Genomic DNA, 22,730 nt, shown 5'->3' with positions numbered 1-22,730 from the left:
TTACTCGTCGCTATCGGTGGCGTCGGACGCTTCCACGTCACCGGCATCAGCGGCAGTCTCGGACGCGTCGGCGGCATCGGCAACCGGAGCGGCTTCGCCCTCAACCACCTCGCCGTCTTCCGGCAGGAACTCGTCCTCTTCTTCCGGCTCGTCCAGACAGACCACGCCCACCAGCTTTTCCTGATCGGACAGGCGGATCAGCATGACGCCCTGCGTGTTCCGCGACATGGTGCGGATTTCGGAAACGCGGGTCCGCACCAGCGTGCCCATGTCGGAAATCAGCAGCAATTCATTGCCGTCGCTGACCACCACCGCACCCACCAGTTCGCCGTTACGCTCGCTGGTCTGCACCGCGATCACGCCCTGACCACCGCGCAGGCGATGCGGGAAATCGCTGACCAGACTGCGCTTGCCGAAGCCGTTTTCGCAGGCGGTCAGCACTTCGCCGTCTTCCGGTGCCACGCACAGCGAGACAATGCGGGCGGCATCAGGAATACGCATGCCGCGTACGCCCATCGCCGAACGGCCGACCACGCGCACATCGGATTCGTGGAAACGGATCGCCTTGCCTTCATTGCTGAACAGCATGATGTCCTGGTTACCATCGGTGATGGCGACGCCGATCAGGCGGTTGTCGCCCTGAAGTTCGATGGCGATCAGGCCGCTGCTGCGCGGACGCGAGAAGGCAGCCAGATCCACCCGCTTGACGGTGCCGTCGCTGGTGGCCATGAAGACATAATTGCCTTCAACATATTCACGCAACGGCATGATTGCTGAGACTTTTTCACCTTCCTGCAACGGCAGGATATTGACCAGCGGCTTGCCCTTGGCACCGCGACCGGCCTGCGGCAGCTCATAGACCTTCAGCCAGTACACCTTGCCCAATGAGGTGAAATACAGGATGGTGTCGTGCGTGCTGGCGACCAGCAGGTGCTCGATGTAATCCTCGTCCTTCATCGCCGTCGCCGACTTGCCGCGACCGCCGCGCTTCTGGGCGCGGTAATCGCTCAGCGGCTGGATCTTGGCGTAGCCGGTGTGCGAAATGGTCAGCACCACCGACTCTTCGGTAATCAGGTCTTCCATGCTCAGGTCGAGGCGCGAGGCGATGATTTCGGTGCGACGCTTGTCGCCATAGGCTTCCAGCACTTGCCGCAGTTCGCCGCGAATCACGTCCATCAGCAGCTTGGCGTCAGCAAGGATGGCGAGCAGTTCGCTGATCTTGCCCAGCAACTCCTCGTATTCGCCCATCAGCTTGTCCTGTTCCAGACCGGTCAGGCGCTGCAGCTTCAGGTCGAGGATGGCCTGAGCCTGGTCGTAGGACAGACGGTAGCCGTCTTCCTGCAAGCCCAGATAATCTTCCAGCGTTTCCGGACGGCAGGCGTTCTTGTCGCCGGCGCGCTCCAACAGCGCCAGCACGCCGCCTTCCTTCCACAGTTTGGCCATCAGCTTGTCGCGGGCCTCGCTGCCGGTGGCGGAGGTGCGGATCAGTTCGATGACTTCATCAATGTTGGCCAAGGCCACGGCCAGGCCTTCGAGGATATGGCCGCGTTCGCGCGCCTTGCGCAATTCGTAAACCGTGCGGCGGGTCACCACTTCACGGCGATGACGCACGAAAGCGGAGATCAGGTCCTTCAGGTTGAGGATGCGCGGCTGGCCGTCGACCAGCGCCAGCATGTTGAAGCTGAAGGAGCTTTCCAGCGGCGTTTGCGCGAACAGGTTGTTCACCACCACTTCCGCCACTTCGCCGCGCTTCACTTCAATGACGATGCGCATGCCGTCCTTGTCGGATTCGTCACGCAGTTCGCTGATGCCTTCCAGCTTCTTGTCCTTGACCAGCTCGGCGATCTTCTCGATGACGCGGGCCTTGTTCAGCTGGTACGGAATTTCGGTGAATACGATCGACTGGCGGCCGGTCTTGCCGTCGACTTCAATATGATGCTTGGAACGGATGATGATGCGGCCGCGACCGGTGCGATAGGCTTCGACAATGCCCGCGCGGCCGTTGATGATGGCGCCGGTGGGGAAATCCGGACCGGTAACATGCTCCATCAGGCCATCGATGGTGATTTCTTCATCATCAATGTAGGCGAGGCAGGCGTTGATCACTTCCGTCAGGTTGTGCGGCGGAATGTTGGTAGCCATACCGACCGCGATGCCGCTGCTGCCGTTGACCAGCAGGTTCGGGATACGCGTCGGCATCACCGCCGGGATCATTTCCGTGCCGTCGTAGTTCGGCACCCAGTCCACGGTTTCCTTTTCCAGGTCGGCCAGCAGGTCATGGGCCAGCTTGCTCATCCGGACTTCGGTATAACGCATCGCCGCAGGGGCGTCGCCGTCCACCGAACCGAAGTTACCCTGACCGTCCACCAGCAGGTAACGCAGGCTGAACGGCTGCGCCATGCGGACGATGGTGTCATAGACCGCCGAATCGCCGTGCGGGTGATATTTACCGATTACGTCACCGACCACGCGGGCCGATTTCTTGTAGGGCTTGTTCCAGTCGTTGCTCAGTTCGTGCATGGCGAACAGCACGCGACGGTGCACCGGCTTCAGGCCGTCACGGACGTCGGGCAGCGCGCGGCCGACGATGACGCTCATGGCATAGTCGAGGTAGGACTGACGGAGTTCGTCTTCAATATTGACGGGAACAATTTCAGCGGCAAAATCGGTCATACAGGCTCTCGGTTTCCGGGTCGGCGCCGTCGGTGTTCTGTCTTTGTAACGGCCCTTTTCAAGCGCCGGAATATACCATATCCGCGCTGTCTTGGGGGGCTTCCAAGCCCTGCTCCGCGTCACAGCCTAACGCTTGGCTGCAAAACGCCCGACTGCCCTTCCGCACCGGCGCTTTCCCGTTATACTTCCGCGCAAACACCCTCAGGAGCCCGCGATGAATACCCCCAATGTCGATCCCGCCGAAATCGCCAAATTCGAAGCGCTGGCTGCCCGCTGGTGGGATGCGGACTCCGAGTTCAAGCCGCTGCACCAGATCAACCCGCTGCGCCTGAACTGGATTGATGAACGCGCCGGACTGAGCGGCAAGCGCGTGCTGGATGTCGGCTGCGGCGGCGGCATCCTTGCCGAATCGATGGCGCGGCGCGGCGCCAGCGTGCTGGGCATCGACATGGGTGAAGCGCCGCTAGCGGTGGGTCGCCTGCATGCCGCTCAGGCCGGCGTGGAAAATCTGGAATACCGGCAGGTGCCGGTGGAACAACTGGCCACCGAGCAGCCCCATTCTTTTGATGTGGTGACCTGCATGGAAATGCTGGAACACGTTCCCGACCCTGCGTCGGTGATCCGCGCCTGCCGGCAACTGGTGAAACCGGGTGGCCACGTGTTCTTCTCGACGATCAACCGCAACCCCAAGTCCTACCTGTTCGCGATTGTCGGCGCGGAGTATGTGTTACGCATGCTGCCCAAAGGTACACACGAATACGCCAAGTTCATCCGCCCTTCCGAACTGGCGTCCTGGATTCGCGCCGCCGGTCTGAACCTGCGGGAAAGCACCGGCCTGCACTACAACCCGTTGACCAAATACTACTGGCTGGCTCCGAATGTCGATGTGAACTACATGGTCCACACCACTGCCGAATAACGGTTAAAACTCAATAAAAAACGGGGCCTTAGGCCCCGTTTTTCATGTCGCATCACACGCCGGATCAGGTGGATTGTTCCAGCAGCATGTTGCGGATGTGACCAATCGCCTTCGTCGGGTTCAAGCCCTTCGGGCAAACACTGACGCAGTTCATGATGCCACGGCAACGGAACAGGCTGAACGGATCATCCAGACGGGCCAGACGCTCGGCGGTGCGGGTGTCGCGGCTGTCGATGATGAAACGGTAGGCCTGCAACAGCGCCGACGGCCCCAGGAACTTGTCCGGATTCCACCAGAACGACGGGCAGGAGGTGGAGCAGCACGCGCACAGGATGCACTCGTACAGGCCGTCCAGCTTCTTGCGGTCTTCCTGCGATTGCAGGCGTTCCGTGGGAGGCGCCGGGGTGTCGTTGATGACATAGGGCACGACCTTCTTGTACTGGTCGTAGAACATGTCCATTTCCACCACCAGGTCACGGATGACCGGCAGGCCGGGCAGCGGACGCAGCACGATCTTCTTCGGCAGGGTGTTCATGTTGATCAGGCAGGCCAGACCATTCTTGCCGTTGATGTTCATGCCGTCGGAACCGCAGATGCCTTCCCGGCAGGAACGGCGGAAGCTCAGGGTTTCGTCCAGCGTCTTCAGCTTGATCAGCGCGTCGAGCAGCATGCGCTCGGAGCCGTCCAGCGTCAGCTCGTAGGTCTGGAAGTACGGAGCCTGATCCTTGTCCGGGTTGTAACGGTAAACTTCAAAAATGCGAACTTCACTCATGATTTTCTCTCGAATCCGGGCCAGGCATCAGAAGGTACGCGGCTTGGGCGGCACGGTGTCCACCGTCAGCGGCTTCAGCTTCACCGGCTTGTAGTCCAGACGATTGCCATCCTTGTACCACAAGGTGTGGCGCATCCACTCCTTGTCGTTACGGCCCAGCGGGCAGTCCGGATCGGTCAGCGGACGCTCATAGTCGACCACGGTGTGGGCACCACGGCATTCCTTGCGGGCGGCGGCGGAAATGATGGTCGCCTTGGCAGCTTCGATCAGGTTCTGCAGCTCCAGCGCCTCGATACGGGCGGTGTTGAACACCTTGGACTTGTCCTTGAGGTGAATGTTCTGCACGCGCTTTTCGATTTCCAGAATCTGGGTGACACCGGCATCCAGCAGCGCCTGGGTGCGGAACACACCGGCGTGGGCCTGCATGGAACGGCGCATGTCATTGGCCACGTCCTGGCAGTATTCGCCGGAAGTCGAGTTATCGAGCTTGGCGATACGGGCCAGCGTCTTGTCCAGCGCATCGGCGGGCAACGGCTTGTGCACGGCGGATTCACGGCGCACGGTTTCGATGATGTGGTCACCGGCGGCCTTGCCGAACACGATCAGGTCGAGCAGCGAGTTGGTGCCCAGACGGTTCGCGCCGTGCACGGACACGCAGGAACATTCGCCGATGGCGTAGAAGCCCTTGACCACGGTGTTGGGATCGCCATCCTTCGGTGCGACCACCTGACCGTTGATGTTGGTCGGGATACCGCCCATCTGATAGTGAATGGTCGGCACGACGGGGATCGGTTCCTTGGTGCAGTCGACGTTGGCGAAGTTCTTGCCGATTTCGTACACCGAGGGCAGACGCTTGTGGATGGTCTCCGCGCCCAGGTGGGTCAGGTCGAGCACCACGTAGTCGCCGTTGGGACCGCAGCCTCGGCCTTCCTTGATTTCCTGGTCCATGCAGCGGGACACAAAGTCACGCGGAGCCAGGTCCTTCAGGGTCGGAGCGTAGCGCTCCATGAACGGCTCGCCGTTCTTGTTGCGCAGCAGACCGCCTTCACCACGGCAGCCTTCAGTCAGCAGCACGCCGGCGCCGGCGACGCCGGTCGGGTGGAACTGCCAGAACTCCATGTCTTCCAGCGGAATGCCGGCGCGGGCGGCCATGCCGAGGCCGTCGCCGGTATTGATGAAGGCATTGGTGGAGGCTTGATAGATACGACCCGCACCGCCGGTGGCGAACAGGGTGCACTTGGCCTGGAACACGGCGACATCACCGGTTTCGAGATCGATCGCGGTCACGCCCAGCACATCGCCGTCTTCGTCACGGATCAGGTCCAGCGCGATCCATTCCACGAAGAACTGGGTGTTGGCGGCCACGTTCTGTTGATACAGCGTGTGCAGCAGCGCATGTCCGGTACGGTCAGCGGCGGCGCAGGCGCGCGGCACCGGCTTTTCACCGTAGTTGGACGAGTGGCCGCCGAACGGACGCTGGTAAATGGTGCCGTCTTCGTTGCGGTCGAAGGGCATGCCCATGTGTTCCAGCTCGTACACCATCTTCGGTGCTTCGCGGCACATGTACTCGATGGCGTCCTGGTCGCCCAGCCAGTCAGAACCCTTCACGGTGTCGTAGAAGTGGTAGTGCCAGTTGTCGTCGCCCATGTTGCCGAGCGAGGCGCCAATGCCGCCCTGCGCCGCCACGGTGTGCGAGCGGGTCGGGAAAACCTTGGTCAGCACGGCTACGCTGAGACCGGCGCGGGCCAGTTGCAGGGAGGCGCGCATGCCGGAGCCGCCGCCGCCGACAATCACGGCATCAAACGTGAGGGTACGGATATTCTTCGCCATTGCTTAATTTCCCCAGAAAATCTTCAGGCCCCAGACGACGTACACAAAGATCAGCACACCCATGCCGATCTGGGCCAAGAACCGCAGGAAGGTTGCCTTGTTGCCCATCTGACGCACGGTCAGGTAGTCGGTGGTGATGGTCCACAGTCCGACCCAGGCGTGACCGGCCAGCGAGGCCAGGGCCAGCAGGCCGAAAATGCGCATGCAGGTGCTGCCCATGAAGGCGGACCAGTTCTCGAAGGTCACGTCGCCCTGCAGGGCGATCCAGCCGAGGACCACGACAAAATAAACCGCCAGGATGACGGCGCTGACGCGCTGGACAATCCAGTCGCTCATGCCGGAACGGCTAAAACTCGTTGCGCTTTTCATTTACAGCACCACCCAGACAAAGGCCAGAGCAATGGCGACGGCGGACACGCCGAGGGCGGCCTTCGCGAAGTTGCGACCGCTTTCCAGTTCTTCCGCGATGCCGAAGTCCATCACCAGGTGCTTCAGGCCGACGAAGAAGTGATAAAGCAGACCGGCCAGCGTGACGAACACCAGGAAACGACCGATGAATCCACCGAACACGTCTTCCTTGATGGCGGCAAAACTTTCCGGGGACTCCAGCGTACCCTGCAAAATGTAGAGCAGAACGGGAATCAGCAGGAAGATGACGATGCCGGAGATGCGATGAAGGATCGAGGCAATCGCCACCGGCGACTTCAGATTGACCGCCAGGATAAGATCCGGGGACAAATTGACAGGTCTGTTGCTTTTCACAGCGTGCATCCTGTAGTTGGGGCCCGTGAACGGGCTGGAATCAAGGAAAAAACAGCGTTTCGCGCGTCTGGTGGCGGCGTTGCCAACAAGGCAGGCGGGGCAGAATTATAGACTTCCCGCCCCCGGATTACAAACTGATACAGTCCACGACAAAACACCTCATCACATATTTACGATCGTACAGTAATCCGCGCGGGCCAACCCATGTTCAAAATACGGACAAAATAGTTTCCACATGTGAACAGAACACGAATATACGACCTTCGTCGCCCCTCCGCTTGATTGACAAAATCGCTACAAACCTTAAGCTAGGCGCGTTTTATGCATCCCGTGTCTTGACCGCGGCGTCGACCCCGGCCGGCGCACCATCCCGGTGCCCTGCGAACGCTGCCATTTGCGCTGAGAAAAACAGGAGAACGCCATGTCTGGCAAAAAAGCCACGCTAACCATCGGTGACAAGAGCCTGGACCTCCCCGTCCATAGCGGCACCATGGGCCCGGACGTCATCGATGTCAAAGACGTCCTGTCGAACGGCTACTTCACCTACGACCCCGGTTTCATGGCCACCTCCGCCTGCGAATCCAAGATCACCTTCATTGACGGTGACAAGGGCATCCTCCTGCACGGCGGCTACCCGATCGAGCAACTGGCTGAAAAGTCCGACTACCTCGAAACCTGTTACCTGCTGCTGAACGGCGAACTGCCGAACGCCGCCCAGAAGGAAGACTTTGTCAGCCGCGTCATGAACCACACCATGGTTCACGAGCAGCTCCAGTTCTTCTACCGCGGTTTCCGTCGCGACGCCCACCCGATGGCCGTCATGTGCGGCGTGGTCGGCGCCCTCTCCGCCTTCTACCACGACAACCTGGACATCAACGACCCGGAACACCGCCGCATCGCCGCCATCCGTCTCATCGCCAAGATGCCGACCATGGCCGCCATGAGCTACAAGTATTCCGCCGGCCAGCCGTTCATGTATCCCCGCAATGACCTGGGCTATGCCGAAAACTTCCTGCACATGATGTTCGCCACGCCCTGCGCCGACTACAAGGTCAACCCGATCGTCGCCAGGGCCATGGATCGCATCTTCGTGCTGCACGCAGACCACGAGCAGAACGCCTCGACTTCGACCGTGCGCCTGACCGGTTCCACCGGCGCCAACCCCTATGCCTGTATCGCCGCCGGCATCGCCGCGCTGTGGGGCCCGTCGCATGGCGGCGCCAACGAAGCCGTGCTGAAGATGCTCGACGAAATCGGTGATGTCTCCAAGCTGGACGACTTCATCAAGCGCGTCAAGGACAAGAACGACAGCACCAAGCTGATGGGCTTTGGCCACCGCGTCTACAAGAACTTCGACCCGCGCGCCAAGGTCATGAAGCAGACCTGCGACGAAGTGCTGACCGCACTGGGCATCCACGACCCGCAACTCGAACTGGCCATGAAGCTGGAAGAGATCGCCCTGAACGATGAATACTTCGTGTCGCGCAAGCTGTACCCGAACGTCGACTTCTATTCCGGCATCATCCTGAAGGCGATCGGCATCCCGACCAGCATGTTCACCGTGATCTTCGCCCTCGGCCGCACGCCGGGCTGGATCGCCCACTGGCTGGAAATGCACTCCGCCCCGTACAAGATCAGCCGTCCGCGCCAGCTGTATACCGGTCCCGTGCAGCGTGACTTCGTGCCGATGGACAAGCGTTAAGCTGGTTGTCGTCATGAAACAGACCTCGGGCCGCTTTTGCGGCCCTTGGTTTTTCTGAAGCCTGATTCAGGATCGCATTGATGAAAGTCGCCTTTATCGGTCTGGGCAACATGGGCTTTCCCATGGCCGGACACCTGGCAACGCAGGGTCATGATGTCACCGTCTACAACCGCACTGCCGCCAAGGCGGATCTGTGGTTACGTCAATATGGCGGCCGTAAGGCGTCGACACCGGCCGAAGCCGCCGCTCACGCCGATTTCGTGTTCACCTGTGTCGGTAATGATGACGACCTAAGCCAGGTGGTGCTGGGGGAAACCGGGGCCATCCAGGGCATGAGACCCGGCACGGTGCTTGTTGACCACTCCACCGTTTCCGCCACGCTGTCGCGCGACCTCGCCAACATCCTCGCCGGCGGTGACATGGCTTTCGTCGATGCCCCGGTTTCCGGTGGGCAGCAAGGCGCGCAGCGCGGCCAGCTCAGCATCATGTGCGGCGCGGAAGAAGTCGTTTTCCGCCAGGTGGAGCCGTTGCTGGCCTGCTATGGCAAGACGGTTGTGCGCATGGGCGATGTCGGCAGCGGGCAGCTGACCAAGATGGTCAACCAGATCTGCGTGGCCGGCCTGATTGAAGCGCTGGCGGAAGGCCTGTACTTCGCCGAAAAAGCCGGACTCGACGCGACCAAAGCCATGCAGGTGATCGGCCAAGGAGCTGCCTCGTCCTGGCAACTGGTCAACCGTCACGCCACCATGCTGGCGGATGAATACGACCACGGCTTTGCCGTCGACTGGATGCGCAAGGATCTGGACATTTGCCTGGAGGAAGCCGCTGAACTCGGCATTAACCTGCCAGTCACCGCGCAGGTCAGCGACTTCTACCGTGAAATCCAGGCCATGAATGGCGGCCGCTGGGACACGTCCAGCCTGCTTCGTCGGCTGAAACAGACCTGATACACCATCGGGCCTGCTTCTTGCATAGCGCAATCAAAAGGGCCGCTATATACTGTCATCAGTTCCCCACATGACAGATTGGTATGAAAGCCGCCCTGCATCTCAATCTCGGTCAGAACCTGACCATGACGCCGCAACTGCAACAGGCCATCCGCCTGCTGCAGCTGTCCACGATTGAATTGCAACAGGAAATCCAGAATGCGCTGGATTCCAACCCGCTGCTGGAACTGGCCGAGGACTCCGGCGAACCGGGCAGCCCGGCTTCCGACCAGACCTCCCAGGAACTGGGCGCCAGCCCCGACGACTTTGGCGACAACCGTCAGGATGATCCGCAAACCCTCGATATCGACACCCCGCGCGACATCCCTGACGACCTGCCGGTTGACAGCGCCTGGGATGACATCTACACGGGAAACAGCGCCAACACCGCTGCGCCCGATGATAACGACGAAGGCTTCGAGGCCCGCTCCACGGTGCCGGAAACCCTGTACGACCATATGCTGTGGCAGGTCAACCTGACCCCGTTCACGCTGACCGACAAGGCGCTGGCCGTCTGCATCATTGACGCGCTGGATGAGAACGGTTACTTCACCGTCAGCCTGGAAGATATTCTGGAAGCAGCCTCGCGACTGCTGCCCGAAGCCGAAATCGAACTGGATGAAGTCGAGGCGGTGCTGCACCGCATCCAGCAATTCGACCCGCCCGGCGTCGGCGCCCGCGATTTGCGGGAGTGCCTGCTGATCCAGCTGAACCAGCTGCCGGAAAAGACTCCGGCCCGCGAAGCCGCCCTGCTGGTGGTGCGCGAACACCTGCAATTGCTGGGTAACCATGACCAGGCGGGACTACTGAAGAAAACCCGGTTGACCGAACACCAGTTGATGGCTGCCATCAGCCTGATCCAGTCACTGAATCCGTATCCGGGCGGGCAGATCGGTTCCAGCGAATCCAGCTACATCACCCCGGATATCATTGTCACCCGGCAGAACCAGCGCTGGCGCGTCGAGCTGAATCCCGAAACCGCTCCCCGCGTCCGCATCAATACCAGTTACGCCAGCCTGGTCCGCCGCGCCGACAATAGCGCCGACAACCAATACCTGAAGAATCATTTGCAGGAAGCCCGCTGGTTCCTGAAAAGCCTGCAAAGCCGCCATGAAACCCTGCTCAAGGTCGCCACCTGCATCGTGGAGCACCAGCGCGGCTTCCTCGATAAAGGCCCCGAAGCCATGAAGCCGATGGTGCTGCGCGATGTCGCTGATGAAGTCGGTCTGCATGAGTCCACCGTATCCCGGGTTACCACCCAGAAATTCATGCATACCCCGCAAGGCATTTTCGAACTGAAATATTTCTTTTCAAGTCATGTCGGCACCAGTTCCGGCGGCGAATGCTCATCCACCGCCATCCGCGCCATGATCAAAAAGCTTGTCAGTCAGGAAGATCCCCGCAAACCGTTGTCCGACAACAAGATCGCCGACATGCTGCTGGACCAGGGCATTGAGGTCGCGCGACGCACCATCGCCAAGTATCGTGAGTCACTTAACATTCCCTCATCCAGCGACAGAAAACGCTTGCTTTGACGTTGGAAACCTCGCTACATTGAAGTTGTGGAACAGACATTTAGCCTCGCAAGCCGTTACCCAATTGTGACAGTGCAATCAACGGTTTGTGACTAATACTGGCTTTTGGCGGAGGACATGCTTCGCAAGGCCGACGGTTCGCCGCCCGACTTTGTTCGCAGGTCCTCCTCGATTGTCGCAACAACAACACGAGGATTGGCCTTATGCAAATGACTATCAGCGGGCATCATGTGGATGTTACCCCGGCCCTGAAAGAGTACGTGCAAAGCAAACTGGCACGTGTAGAGCGTCACTTCGACCACATCACCAGCATGCAGGTGATTCTCTCCATCGAGAAACTGGCGCAAAAGGCCGAAGCCACAATCCGTATCGCAGGCGCGGAGCTTTTCGCCAATGCCGAATCTCCCGATATGTACGCCGCGATCGACCTGCTCTCTGACAAGCTTGACCGACAGATCGTCAGGCACAAGGAAAAATTGAAGAGTCATCACTGACTCGACAGGCCCGGCGCAAGTCGGGCTTTTTTATGATGTAGTCTGTATTATTCAATCAAAGAATGTACTATAGGATGCGAATCCAACCTTCTGCCTGATAATGAAAAAACTGTTGATCGTCAGCGGCCGCTCCGGCTCGGGGAAAAGCTCAGCCCTCAATATTCTGGAGGATCTGGGCTACTTCTGTATTGATAACCTGCCGCTCAGCCTGCTCCCCTCACTGGTCGAACACCTACAGGCCAGCCCCACCGTTTCTCGCATCGGTGTTGGTGTCGATGTGCGCAGCCTGCCCGACGATCTCGCTCAATACAACAGTGTGCTGAATGAACTGCAAGGTCTGGGGATTCAAACCGACACCCTTTTCCTGGACGCCCGCGACGATGTCTTGCTGGCGCGCTTCAGCTCTACCCGCAGGCGGCATCCGCTAAGTTCAGACTCGGTCTCACTCAGCGAGGCCATCGAGCAGGAAAAGCGCATTCTGGACCCGATCGCTTCCCGCGCCAGCGTTTATCTGGATACCAGCAACCTCAATGTGCATGAGTTGCAACAGACGCTGGCCGTCCGCCTGTCCAATACCTCGCAAGTCACCATACTTTTTGAGTCATTCGGCTACAAGCATGGCGTCCCCCTAGACGCAGACTTCGTATTTGATGTCCGGTGCCTGCCCAACCCGCACTGGCAAACTTCATTGCGTGATATGACAGGTCAGGATGAAGCCGTTCGCTATTTCCTGCAGGGACATGTCGAAGTAGAAGCGCTGTTCCATGACATCAGTGAATTTCTGCTGAAATGGTTGCCCAGGCTGACCGCCGACCACCGCCATTACCTGACGGTGGCTATCGGTTGCACTGGCGGCCAGCATCGTTCAGTCTATATTGTTGAACGACTTGCGCAGCATATGGCGGGCAAAGTTGCCAATATCCAGATATTGCACCGGGAATTGATACGCAAACGATGATCGAAACCGAAATTACCGTCATCAACAAGCTTGGCTTGCATGCTCGCGCCACAGCCAAACTGGTGACCCTGACCTCGACCTTCAAGTCATCCATCCGGATAGCCAAACCCGGAGGACGGCTTGTTGACGCCAAAAACATGATGCAGGTCATGTTGCTTGGCGCCGGCAAAGGCATCACCCTCACGTTGCAGATCGATGGTGAAGATGAGTCCTTGGCCCTGGCCGCCATACAGGACATTTTTGCCCGCCGTTTTGATGAGGCTGAATAAACCCGTCACTTTTGCTACTATATACGGCTATTCACGACCTTATGCAGCTTGACCTCCATGCGACACTCCCCCGCCCCTGAAGACGATTTTGATCCGGACTACATCAGCAAATCGGAGCAGAAACGCGCCATGGATCGCCTTCAGGCTATTGGTGAACAACTGGCCGCCCTGCCGCAGTCGCAGTTGAAGAAGCTGCCGCTGAGCGAAACCCTCATGGATGCCTTCAAACAATTACCCAGCATGAAGAGCCATGAAGCCATTCGCCGCCACAAGCAACTGATTGGCAAGTTGATGCGGCACGAAGATGAAGCCGCAATCCTGCAAGCCCTGAACCGCCATCAGCAACCCAATCTTGACAAGCAAATCGAGATTTTGATCACCCGACTGCTGCAGCATGGCGATCCGGCCATCGCAGACTTTGTCCGCAACAATCAGGCCGCTGAGCGCCATACGCTCCGGCAACTGGTTCGGGCAGCCGCCCATAGCCAGGAAACCGAACCCGAGCAAGCCACGCGCCATCGTATACGCCTTGCCACCTACCTACGTGAAGTCCTGACCCTCTCGGCAGGTTAAGTGACCGCAAACATCACCTCAACGTGACATTTATTGACAAAAAGCGTCACTAAAATGTGAGACCACTCACACAATTAGAATACAACCAATCCCTAAAATCCTTACAGCGCAACACTTTCGTAATTTCATAAAAAGTTGGCACGCTGCCTGCATAGATACAGGCAGCACCGATAGAAATCGGTCGTGACAATAACGACTTAATCCGAATCTCCAGGAGAGACTCCATGAAAGCTATGCAAAAGGGCTTCACCCTTATCGAACTGATGATCGTTGTCGCCATTATCGGTATTCTGGCCGCTATCGCCGTGCCTGCTTACCAGGACTACACCGTTCGCACCCGTATCACTGAAGGTCTGAACCTGGCTGACAGCGCCAAGCAAATGCTGCAAACCGACGGTGCCGCTTCTGCCGCCGACCTGACCCGTGTCGCCACCACCTGGAACGCTCAAGCCGCCAACACCGGCGCGAACTCCAAGTATGTCAACTCGGTTCAAATGAGCCCCACCACTGGTGAACTGACCGTGACCTACAACCCGACTTCCGTCGGTGTGGCCGCCGCTGAAAACGTTCTGCGCCTGCGTCCGTGGGTTCGTACTGGCGCTGCCGGTTCTGCCGTGTCTCTGGACGCCGCCATCACTGCCGGCCAGACCGGTTCGATTGACTGGGCCTGCGCTTCCGCCACCCAAGCAACTGCAGCTTCTTCCGGCATGTCTGCTACTGCCGGCACCCTGCAAGCCAAGTACGCTCCGGCTGCCTGCCGCTAAGCGAGGAATCCGGATCTCTGATCCGGATTTTTCATACACAAAACGCAGCTTAATGCTGCGTTTTGTGCGTTCTGCACTTTCTCGTCCCCTCCTTGTCATTTTGTGACACTTCTTGTCAGTTAGACGCGCTTTATCGACATAACGAAGCCATTTCACATTTTAGAAATATCATTAAAAATCATACACCTAAACAAAATACTTGCTGTTGGCATGGTTCATGCTTTAGTTCTGGCAGTACCGATACAGATCGGTCGTAACAATAACGACTTAATCCGAATCTCCAGGAGAGACTCCATGAAAGCTATGCAAAAGGGCTTCACCCTTATCGAACTGATGATCGTTGTCGCCATTATCGGTATTCTGGCCGCTATCGCCGTGCCTGCTTACCAGGACTACACCGTTCGCACCCGTATCACTGAAGGTCTGAACCTGGCTGACAGCGCCAAGCAAATGCTGCAAACCGACGGCGCCGCTTCTGCCGCCGACCTGACCCGTGTCGCCACCACCTGGAATGCTCAAGCCGCCAACACCGGCGCGAACTCCAAGTATGTCAACTCGGTTCAAATGAGCCCCACCACTGGCGAACTGACCGTGACCTACAACCCGACTTCCGTCGGTGTGGCCGCCGCTGAAAACGTTCTGAACCTGCGCCCGTGGGTTCGTACTGCTGCTGCTGGTTCCGCTGTGTCTCTGGACGCCGCCATCACTGCCGGCCAGACCGGTTCGATTGACTGGGCCTGCGCTTCCGCCACCCAAGCAACTGCAGCTTCTTCCGGCATGTCTGCTACTGCCGGCACCCTGCAAGCCAAGTACGCTCCGGCTGCCTGCCGCTAAGCGATAGATGCCCGAATCCTACGATTCGGGCATCTGCAAAAAAACGCAGCTTGTTGCTGCGTTTTTTTATTTCCGCTTTTCCCACCCCAAACCCATGTAATTGTTAATGAAGTGTGACCGTGATTGCAGAAATGTGACGTTTTTTGCCAGTCTCGTATAGCTTCCTCTAGTCATCCCCCGCTCAAAGCCTTGCACGGCAATCGTTATAGCCCAAATAGCAGCTGGCCCGAAAGTTGCATCACAGATTCAAACCGATACCGATCGGCTGAGGCGAACAAGAATGATACGCCCTGCTATTCAGGAAAATTTCATGAACACTATCCAAAAGGGCTTTACCCTCATTGAACTGATGATTGTGGTCGCCATCATCGGCATTCTGGCCGCAATAGCGGTGCCGGCTTACCAGGACTACACCATCCGCAGCCGGGTATCTGAAGGGCTGAAGTTGGCCAGCGCGACAAAAACCACCATTTCCATTGAGGCCGTTATTTCGGTAGCGGATCTGCAACGCGTCGCGGATTTCTGGAATGTTCAGGCAGGCGGGACTGGTGCCAACAGCAAATATGTAGATTCGATCCAGATCAACCGATCCAATGGTGAAATTACCGTGACTTATAATCCGGCACGGGTGGGCTTGGCGGCAGCAGAAAATACATTGATGATGAAGCCCTACATCCGTACTGGCGCCGCCGGTACTGCAACGTCCCTAGATGCGGCCCTGACAGCCGGCCAGACCGGATCTATTGACTGGGCTTGCGCCTCAACTACCAATCAGACAGCCATTTCGTCGGGCATGCTGGGTGCTCCCCTGGGAACACTCCAGGCAAAATTCGCACCGGCCACATGCCGGTAATCAGGCCAGCGGCGGCATGAACTCCGCCAGTTTGTCAGATGTTTTCCGCAAATTGATACTGAGCAAGGATGCTACCCCCTTCAGAATCTTGATGCCGATTTCGGGATGAAGCTTGAGGATCATTTCAAAGCCTTTCCGGGTCAGCACAATCAATCCCGACGGAGTGCAGGCACGAACCGAGGCCGATCGGGTCAGCTTATCAATCAGAGCCATCTCACCAATGGAGCTTCCCTTGGCCAGGGTGGTTATCACAACCGGTTGAGCATGCTGGTTGAATTTGATGACATCCAATGCGCCATGCATGACGAAGCAGACGTAGTCGCCCTTTTCACCTTCCTTGAATACAAATTCCCCGGCTTCAACTTTGTTGAAGAACATGTATTTTTCGATTGTCTGGAGTTCAGGCAGGGTCAAGTTGGAAAAAATGGGAACCTGTCCAAGATAGTCAGCCAAGCTCTCGCTCATTGTTGCAATCTCCATGACCGGCAGAACAGTGCTGCCACAAGTTATCGAAAGATATTACGACACCGCACGTTAATAGGATAGCCTGCGGTGTGACATTAAAGGCATGCTGTGACGCAATTTGCGCATCTCGCCAAGATCGCAGGCGACCGCGACCACACCGGGGGTCGGCTCAGGCCTTTCATCCAGTACTTTTCCCCACGGATTGATCACCATACTGTGCCCCCAAGTCTCGCGCAGAGCACCATGCTTTCCCGTCTGGCCGGCTGCAATCACGAAACACTGCGTCTCGATTGCCCTGGCACGCAGCAAGGTCTCCCAATGCGCCTCACCGGTAATGGCGGTAAAGGCCGCCGGTAAAACCAGCAGGTCGGTTCCGGCTTTACGAAGCGCCATAAAAAGTTCAGGAAACCGGAGGTCGTAACAAATGGTCAGCCCCACCCTGCCCCAAGGCGTGGGAACCGTAACCACAGAACTTCCCGGCTCAAAAACCGCTGACTCACGATAAGTGGCCTGACGATCCCCAACCTCCGCATCAAAGAGATGGATCTTGTCATATCGGCCCTGAACGACGCCCTCTTCATCAAGAATAAAACAGGCTGAACGCACCCGCCCGTCAGGAATCACTTCTCCGTCCGGCCGGTGGGAGCTGGGAAGACTCCCGGCGACAATCCAGAGACGGTAACGTCTGCAGGCATCCGCCAGCCACGTCAGGATAGCGGGCAGCTGACTGGCGGTATGTGCTTGGCCAGGGGCGCCAAAAACCGCAAAATTTTCAGGCAAAACCGCCAGCTTCACGCCCCTGAGAGCGGCTTCGGCCAACAGTTTGTCCAGTTGCGCCAGATTATCAGTCAGTGAGTCCTGACTATTCATCTGGATAGCCGCCACCATTACGGAATCAGGGCTTTTTGATGACACGGTTTTCCTTCCTGCCCGGCAAGCGCCAGGGAGTCAACAAGGGTTTGCGGATTCGCTCAATCACGGGATTATCCCAGTTTCCCTGCACTTGATAATTGAAGGCCGTCATCTTTCTGAGTGAATCATCCAGAACGCTTTCAGCGGCGACCAACGCCCCGCCGATCACCGGTCCGGCGACAAGCGCGGCGGCAATGGGTACGGCGCTGGCCAAGGGGACGGCTATCTGGATACGCTGATCCAGCTTGGTCGTTGTCAGGTCTACCGTACCGCCGCCATGCACGGTCATCGAGGGGCTTTGCAAATGCAGTTCGTCTTTCAGGCTGCCATCCGCAAAGGACGCCGCAATCGTAAGGTCATCAAAGGCCATGCCGCGTTGGGTGATATCGCTGAAGTCCAGTTGCAACCGCCGCTTGATATTATCCGTATCCAGCACTCCGAAAAGCCGCGTCAGGCTCACCGTTCTGTTCAGCTTCAATAAGCGTCCACGCCGCAAGTGCACATCCACATCCCCGCCCAAACGCCTCAATTGCAGTTGCGAGGGATCGTCCGGCCAACTGAGGGCGATAGCGGCCTCACCCGATTCGCTGTTGACGACGGCGGGATATTCAAAGGCCGTGAATAACTTCGCAATATCAGCCGTCTTGATGGTTCCCCGTACCGACGTGCTATGGCGGGAACGATACTGCCAATCCATTTTGCCGGCAAAGCTGAATGCCCCATGCTTCAGCAGGAGATTGTCGAGCCTCAAGCCTTCCTGGGTCGGTCTCAGCATCATGTTGAGCGTCCCGGCGCCAAGCCCGGGCCAGGCGGAATAGGACAGATTCCGGACATCCAGATTGATCGCGGGAATGCTCCAGTCCGCGCCCGGCGCTGAACGGGTGCCATGTCCAACAACATCAAGGGGCAATGACAGGCGGTATAACGTGACGGAGACCGGCAAGCCGGCCACCTCCGGTATTTTCGCTTCACCGGCAATACGGTCGCTTTCGATCTGGACCCGCCACCCCCCGCCAGCCGAACTGTCCTGCGGCTCCGCCCCCAAACGGGCATGGGGCAGACGATATCCGCCTGCACTCAAATCCGCGACCGCCAGCGTAAAGCTCTCCAGTTCCGGCAACGAGCCCTGCCCGGTTTCGCGACGGCCTGTCTGCGGCCTTAACCAGGGCAACCAGCTATCCAGGTCCAGCTTGTCCAGGTTCCCGCGCACCCATAACCCTTGAGGGGGTAATTCTCCCAACCGGCCATCCCCCAGCTGCACAATCATGCGGCTGACCTTTCCCGCCTTGATGGCAAACAGGCTCTGCAAACGATTCTCCAGCCTCAACATGGCCAGGTTTTCCTCGCCATCCAACTGCACTTCGAAATGCAGCGGCCGGGACTCGGCCTGTTTGGCAAATGGTTCTGGCAAGTCCATGTACAAGCCGGCCAAGTCGGCATCCAGGGAAAGATGCACCGGGTCATCCGCGACCGGTACGGAAAGAAAGGCCTTGAACCTGGTGCTCCCGCGCATGTGCGCCACCAGGTTCCCCATCCAGGGCCTGATGCTTGCCGGCGTCAGACTGCCATCTCCCTGTATCTGGACGGCCACGACATTGCCCTCGTCCAATACGCTGCGGAACTGGACATTCAGCGGTTGCCCCAAAAAGAATCCGTTTAGCGGGCGACTGGTTAGCCCCTTACCGGTTTCATAGCGAACCTGTCCGGACAGCCAAAGATCGAACGGCCCGGCTTCTTTCAACAGGATCGGGTTTCCGGGAAGATCCGCATCGACGGCAACTCGCGTCCCGCTCATGTCGGCCAGGGGCATTGACATGGATAAGTGCCCGCCAATTTCGCCCTTGACCTCCAGCAAATCCGACATGCGCCCCACCTCCGAACGGAGCGGCGACTCACGAAACAGCCGGAAAATATCTTCGCCCGTACTGTCAAGATCGGCATCAATATGCAATACGGGATTCCGGAGTTCAGGAATATCCGCCACCACATTACTGGCCAGGCTTTCATATATTTGCCCCTGATGGGCTTTGACCTGCAAATGACGGTTGTTGATGGTGACTTCCGCCTGCAGCTTGCGTATTTCCGGCCATCCCGGCGCATAGGCCAGCGTAGCGTCCTCCAGCTGGAAGCGCATTTGCATCAGCGACGGTTCCCGACCGGGTCCATCAATCAAAGGGCCTTCATACATGAAATCGCCTTGCTTCAACCGTCCCCCCTTCAAGGACGACTTGAGCCAGGCGAGAGTATCGTCGCCCGCCGAAGGCCAGGGCACGTAGCGCCAGGTGCTATCCACCCGGCCATCGTGAATGCCCGCCAGCAACTGCATGCGCGCCTGGTCGGGAGCAGCGCGGGGGATCCAGACACTGAGCAGCGCTTCCCCACTGGCATCCGGTGTCGAGAGGGACAGCGTATCGCTTTGCACCAGCCAGGCGTCCGCGCCTTGCCTGAAACGGAAGTGCCCCTGCAGGCTGTTGACATGAACCGGCTCCCGGAAGACCTGCCGGAGATCCAGCCGGGCATCCTGCATGCGGATTCCTGCACTACCCTGGCCGTTTTGCCAACTGACCCAGCCATTGACTCCCTGAGCGCCGGGGAGATGCGGTGTCGCCAACCAGGACAATTGGCGGATATCCGCCTTGAAGCCCCGCAGATTCCAATGATCGTTGTCATGTTGCATATCCGCCGAAAAGGCGGTGAGGTAGCCGGATGGCTGCAACTCCGCGGAAATCCGGCGGATCTCGTCAGGAACGGGCAGGACTGCCGCCAGGGCAGCGGCCCCCTGCATGTGCAGGGCTTGGCCAACCACCCGATAACCATCGGTCAATTGCTGGACGATGAGCGTCTTGATCGGGAAAGACTGACCGTTAATCACCCCTTGATGCGGACTGATCGAGGCCTCCCAACCCGTCGCCAGGCGTCGGAACGAGGCGTCCGCCGCCAGCCCGGCCACCGTCACGGGTGTCCCCCGTCCCGTGGACTGGATGTCGACTAACTGCACGCGCAGGTACGCGGAAACAGGACGACCGTCTGCCAGATCCAGCCAGGCCTCGCCGCCACCGTCAAGCCGGGTCAGCTCCGCTTGCGGAATCACCGGAGCCCAAGATGACCAGTCGCCGCGGGGTACCGCAATATAGGCCGCACCGCCCCACTGCCGCAGATTCAGCACATCCCCGGATTTCAGGTCCGCCAGGATCCGTAACGGTTTTCCAAGCCCCAGGTCTGCGCTCAAGCGCAGTGCATGCCGTTCCGGGCCATTACGGTTGGTGATGTCGAGGTCGGCAAGCACCAAGGACGGTTTTGCCGCTGGGGTGATACTCAGGACGGAACGGGTCAGCCGCCATTCGCCTTGGGCCAGCACCCAGCGAATGGCCTGGCGCCGCGACTCGTCGCTGCCCGGCGGCAAAGACGCCAGTTCTTCAATCCGCCACGCGCCATCCCGCTGCTGGGTGATATGAAGGTTAAGGCCGTCCACCCGGACATTAAGACGCGGTGACCATTGGCGCAGCGTCTGCCGCAATGATGGCTGAAAGCCAAGCCGGGGAATGTCCAGCAAGATACGGTCGGGATGGGCAGGATCACGCAACTGTAATCCGATCACGCGAAACTCGGGTTTCAACCCACGCCATTCCGCTTCAATTTTACGGATGCGGACCGGCGCGGAAATGACCGCCGAAAGGCGGGCCTCCACCTGGGGACGGTATTGATCGATGCGGGTAAACAGTTGGTCGAGAAAGACGTAGGCCACCAGGAAAATTCCCAACCCGACCAGGGACAGGCTGACGCCCCACCGGATCAGCGTCTGAATCCGCGGCCAGTGTAGCTTCAGGAATTTTACCGGCATGACAGATCAGGCATCCGCGATGGTGCAAGGTGATCGATCATTATGGCTGTCACGAGCCCGGCCGTCTGTTTCTGTCCGGTTATTGCCGCCGGACATTACAGTAACACGATGTCGTACTGTTCCTGGGTGTAAAGGCTTTCCACCTGGAACCGGATGGGCTTGCCGATGAACAGTTCGAGGTCGGCGACAGCGGGCGACTCTTCGGAGAGCAGGCGGTCCACAACCTTCTGGTTGCCAACCACCATATAACCATTGGCGGCGTCGTACGCGCGCGCCTCGCGCAGTATCTCGCGGAAAATTTCATAGCAGACGGTTTCCGCCGTTTTCACCGAACTGCGTCCCTGACAGGTCGGGCAGGTTTCGCACAACAGGTGCTCCAGCGACTCACGCGTGCGCTTGCGCGTCATTTCCACCAGCCCCAACTCGGAGACCTGCGTGATCTTGGTCTTGGCGTGATCGCGGGACAGCATCTTTTCCAGCGACTTCAGCACCTGCATCCGGTGTTCATCTTCCTGCATGTCGATGAAGTCGATGATGATGATGCCGCCCAGATTTCGCAGTCGCAGCTGGCGGCAAATAGCGTGCGTCGCTTCCAGATTGGTCTTGAAAACCGTGTCTTCCAGGGTGCGGGTGCCGACAAAGGAGCCAGTGTTGACATCGACCGTCGTCATGGCTTCGGTCTGGTCAATGATCAGATAACCGCCAGACTTCAACGTCACTTTGCGCGACAGAGCCTTCTGTAGGTCTTCCTCGATGTTGTAAAGATCAAACAGCGGCCGTTCGCCCGGGTAGTGCTCCACCCGGTCTTCCACGCCCGGGACAAACCCGGATGCAAACTCCAGCACCTTGGTGTGTGTCTCACGCGAATCGATCAAGACCTTGGCGATCTCGGGCGTAACCAGATCGCGAATGACGCGCTGGTACAACGGCAGCTCTTCATAAATCAGGCATGGGGCGCTCTCGCGCTGTTTGCGGTCACTGATGTGCTTCCACAACTTGATCAGAAACTGCATGTCATGACGCAATTCCGCTTCACTGACCCCTTCCGCCGCCGTGCGGACAATGACGCCGCCCTTCAGGCTGCTGGCGATTTCATCACGCAGCTGCCGGGTCAAAACCTTCAGCCGGTCACGCTCGTCGTCGCTCTCAATACGCTGGGACACGCCGATATGCTCGCCATAAGGCATGTAAACCAGATAGCGCGACGGAATCGAAAGATCGGTGGTCAGACGGGCGCCCTTGCTGCCCATCATGTCCTTCATCACCTGCACGGTCAGGGACTGCCCTTCGTGCAGGACCTCATGAATGGCGGGCGGCTCCGAGGGGCTTTCGCCTTCCCGCTTCGGCCAGACAATATCGCTGATATGAAGGAAGGCCGTGCGGCTGAGGCCGATTTCGACGAAAGCGGCCTGCATGCCCGGCAGCACGCGCACGACTTTGCCCTTGTAGATATTGCCGACCAACCCGCGTTTGGCGGTACGCTCCACGAAAAGTTCCTGGACGACTCCGTTTTCCACCAGGGCGACGCGGCACTCCATGGGCGTGACATTGATCAGCAGTTCTTCGGACATAGCGTTCTTGTTCTTGG

General features: G+C 58.6%; 20 protein-coding genes. 11 read left to right on the top strand and 9 right to left on the bottom strand.

Going from position 1 to position 22,730, the window contains the following annotated elements; genetic code table 11:
- A complete protein-coding gene (gyrA, locus tag EV700_RS08675; RefSeq protein WP_130412811.1) occupies window positions 1-2,673 on the bottom strand; it encodes a DNA gyrase subunit A in 2,673 nt (890 codons plus the stop codon).
- Window positions 2,674-2,887: 214 nt separating this feature from the next.
- On the opposite strand from gyrA, the gene ubiG reads away from it, so the two are divergent.
- A complete protein-coding gene (ubiG, locus tag EV700_RS08670; protein WP_130412809.1) occupies window positions 2,888-3,592 on the top strand; it encodes a bifunctional 2-polyprenyl-6-hydroxyphenol methylase/3-demethylubiquinol 3-O-methyltransferase UbiG in 705 nt (234 codons plus the stop codon).
- 64 nt (window positions 3,593-3,656) lie between these two features.
- Here the strand turns inward: ubiG and EV700_RS08665 are convergent, their stop codons facing one another.
- The 4 genes from EV700_RS08665 to sdhC are packed head-to-tail and all read right to left on the bottom strand — an operon-like array spanning window position 3,657 to window position 6,965.
- The gene (locus tag EV700_RS08665; RefSeq protein WP_130412807.1) at window positions 3,657-4,364 is read right to left on the bottom strand and encodes a succinate dehydrogenase iron-sulfur subunit; all 708 of its coding nucleotides are present in this window, start codon (window positions 4,362-4,364) and stop codon (window positions 3,657-3,659) included.
- 27 nt (window positions 4,365-4,391) lie between these two features.
- The gene (gene sdhA, locus EV700_RS08660) at window positions 4,392-6,194 is read right to left on the bottom strand and encodes a succinate dehydrogenase flavoprotein subunit (RefSeq protein ID WP_130412805.1); all 1,803 of its coding nucleotides are present in this window, start codon (window positions 6,192-6,194) and stop codon (window positions 4,392-4,394) included.
- 3 nt (window positions 6,195-6,197) lie between these two features.
- The gene (gene sdhD, locus EV700_RS08655) at window positions 6,198-6,563 is read right to left on the bottom strand and encodes a succinate dehydrogenase, hydrophobic membrane anchor protein (RefSeq protein WP_130412803.1); all 366 of its coding nucleotides are present in this window, start codon (window positions 6,561-6,563) and stop codon (window positions 6,198-6,200) included.
- Window positions 6,564-6,965, bottom strand: coding sequence for a succinate dehydrogenase, cytochrome b556 subunit (sdhC, locus tag EV700_RS08650; RefSeq protein ID WP_130412801.1), 402 nt, complete (start codon window positions 6,963-6,965; stop codon window positions 6,564-6,566).
- A gap of 412 nt (window positions 6,966-7,377) precedes the next feature.
- Here sdhC and gltA point away from each other — a divergent pair, with 412 nt between their 5' ends.
- The 10 genes from gltA (at window position 7,378) to EV700_RS08600 (ending at window position 15,924) form a co-directional block, all read left to right on the top strand.
- On the top strand, window positions 7,378-8,658 hold the full coding sequence (gltA, locus tag EV700_RS08645) for a citrate synthase (protein ID WP_130412799.1): 1,281 nt from the start codon (window positions 7,378-7,380) through the stop codon (window positions 8,656-8,658).
- A gap of 80 nt (window positions 8,659-8,738) precedes the next feature.
- A complete protein-coding gene (locus EV700_RS08640; protein WP_242610228.1) occupies window positions 8,739-9,605 on the top strand; it encodes an NAD(P)-dependent oxidoreductase in 867 nt (288 codons plus the stop codon).
- An 83-nt stretch (window positions 9,606-9,688) separates the two neighbouring features.
- A complete protein-coding gene (locus EV700_RS08635) occupies window positions 9,689-11,179 on the top strand; it encodes an RNA polymerase factor sigma-54 (protein ID WP_130412795.1) in 1,491 nt (496 codons plus the stop codon).
- Between the two features lie 203 nt (window positions 11,180-11,382).
- The gene (gene hpf, locus EV700_RS08630; protein ID WP_130412793.1) at window positions 11,383-11,673 is read left to right on the top strand and encodes a ribosome hibernation-promoting factor, HPF/YfiA family; all 291 of its coding nucleotides are present in this window, start codon (window positions 11,383-11,385) and stop codon (window positions 11,671-11,673) included.
- Between the two features lie 100 nt (window positions 11,674-11,773).
- A complete protein-coding gene (rapZ, locus tag EV700_RS08625; protein WP_130412791.1) occupies window positions 11,774-12,631 on the top strand; it encodes an RNase adapter RapZ in 858 nt (285 codons plus the stop codon).
- Window positions 12,628-12,900 (top strand): HPr family phosphocarrier protein, encoded by a 273-nt coding sequence (locus tag EV700_RS08620; RefSeq protein WP_130412789.1) that lies wholly within the window; start codon window positions 12,628-12,630, stop codon window positions 12,898-12,900. Before rapZ ends, EV700_RS08620 begins: the two co-directional genes overlap by 4 nt.
- Before the next feature lie 57 nt (window positions 12,901-12,957).
- Window positions 12,958-13,473 carry a ribosome biogenesis factor YjgA gene (yjgA, locus tag EV700_RS08615; RefSeq protein WP_130412787.1) on the top strand — a complete coding sequence of 172 codons (516 nt, stop codon included), beginning with the start codon at window positions 12,958-12,960 and terminating at the stop codon, window positions 13,471-13,473.
- Window positions 13,474-13,697: 224 nt separating this feature from the next.
- Entirely contained in the window at window positions 13,698-14,237 is a 540-nt protein-coding gene (locus tag EV700_RS08610) for a pilin (protein WP_130412785.1), read from the top strand.
- Between the two features lie 294 nt (window positions 14,238-14,531).
- Entirely contained in the window at window positions 14,532-15,071 is a 540-nt protein-coding gene (locus EV700_RS08605; protein WP_130412783.1) for a pilin, read from the top strand.
- Between the two features lie 310 nt (window positions 15,072-15,381).
- Entirely contained in the window at window positions 15,382-15,924 is a 543-nt protein-coding gene (locus tag EV700_RS08600) for a pilin (protein ID WP_130412781.1), read from the top strand.
- On the opposite strand, the gene EV700_RS08595 is transcribed toward EV700_RS08600, so the two are convergent.
- From EV700_RS08595 to rng, 4 genes are all read right to left on the bottom strand, one after another.
- Complete coding sequence (locus tag EV700_RS08595; protein WP_165391397.1) at window positions 15,925-16,389, bottom strand: cyclic nucleotide-binding domain-containing protein; 465 nt, start codon at window positions 16,387-16,389, stop codon at window positions 15,925-15,927.
- A gap of 69 nt (window positions 16,390-16,458) precedes the next feature.
- Entirely contained in the window at window positions 16,459-17,304 is an 846-nt protein-coding gene (locus EV700_RS08590; protein ID WP_242610227.1) for a carbon-nitrogen hydrolase family protein, read from the bottom strand.
- On the bottom strand, window positions 17,285-21,142 hold the full coding sequence (locus EV700_RS08585; protein WP_130412777.1) for a YhdP family protein: 3,858 nt from the start codon (window positions 21,140-21,142) through the stop codon (window positions 17,285-17,287). The genes EV700_RS08590 and EV700_RS08585 overlap by 20 nt, the downstream gene beginning before the upstream one ends.
- 95 nt (window positions 21,143-21,237) lie before the next feature.
- The gene (gene rng, locus EV700_RS08580; RefSeq protein WP_130412775.1) at window positions 21,238-22,713 is read right to left on the bottom strand and encodes a ribonuclease G; all 1,476 of its coding nucleotides are present in this window, start codon (window positions 22,711-22,713) and stop codon (window positions 21,238-21,240) included.
- Between the last annotated feature and the right edge of the window lie 17 nt (window positions 22,714-22,730).

Origin of the sequence: Fluviicoccus keumensis, from assembly GCF_004217445.1 — a bacterium.
GTDB classification, from domain to species: domain Bacteria; phylum Pseudomonadota; class Gammaproteobacteria; order Pseudomonadales; family Moraxellaceae; genus Fluviicoccus; species Fluviicoccus keumensis.
This window is presented reverse-complemented; position numbering and strand designations above follow the sequence as displayed.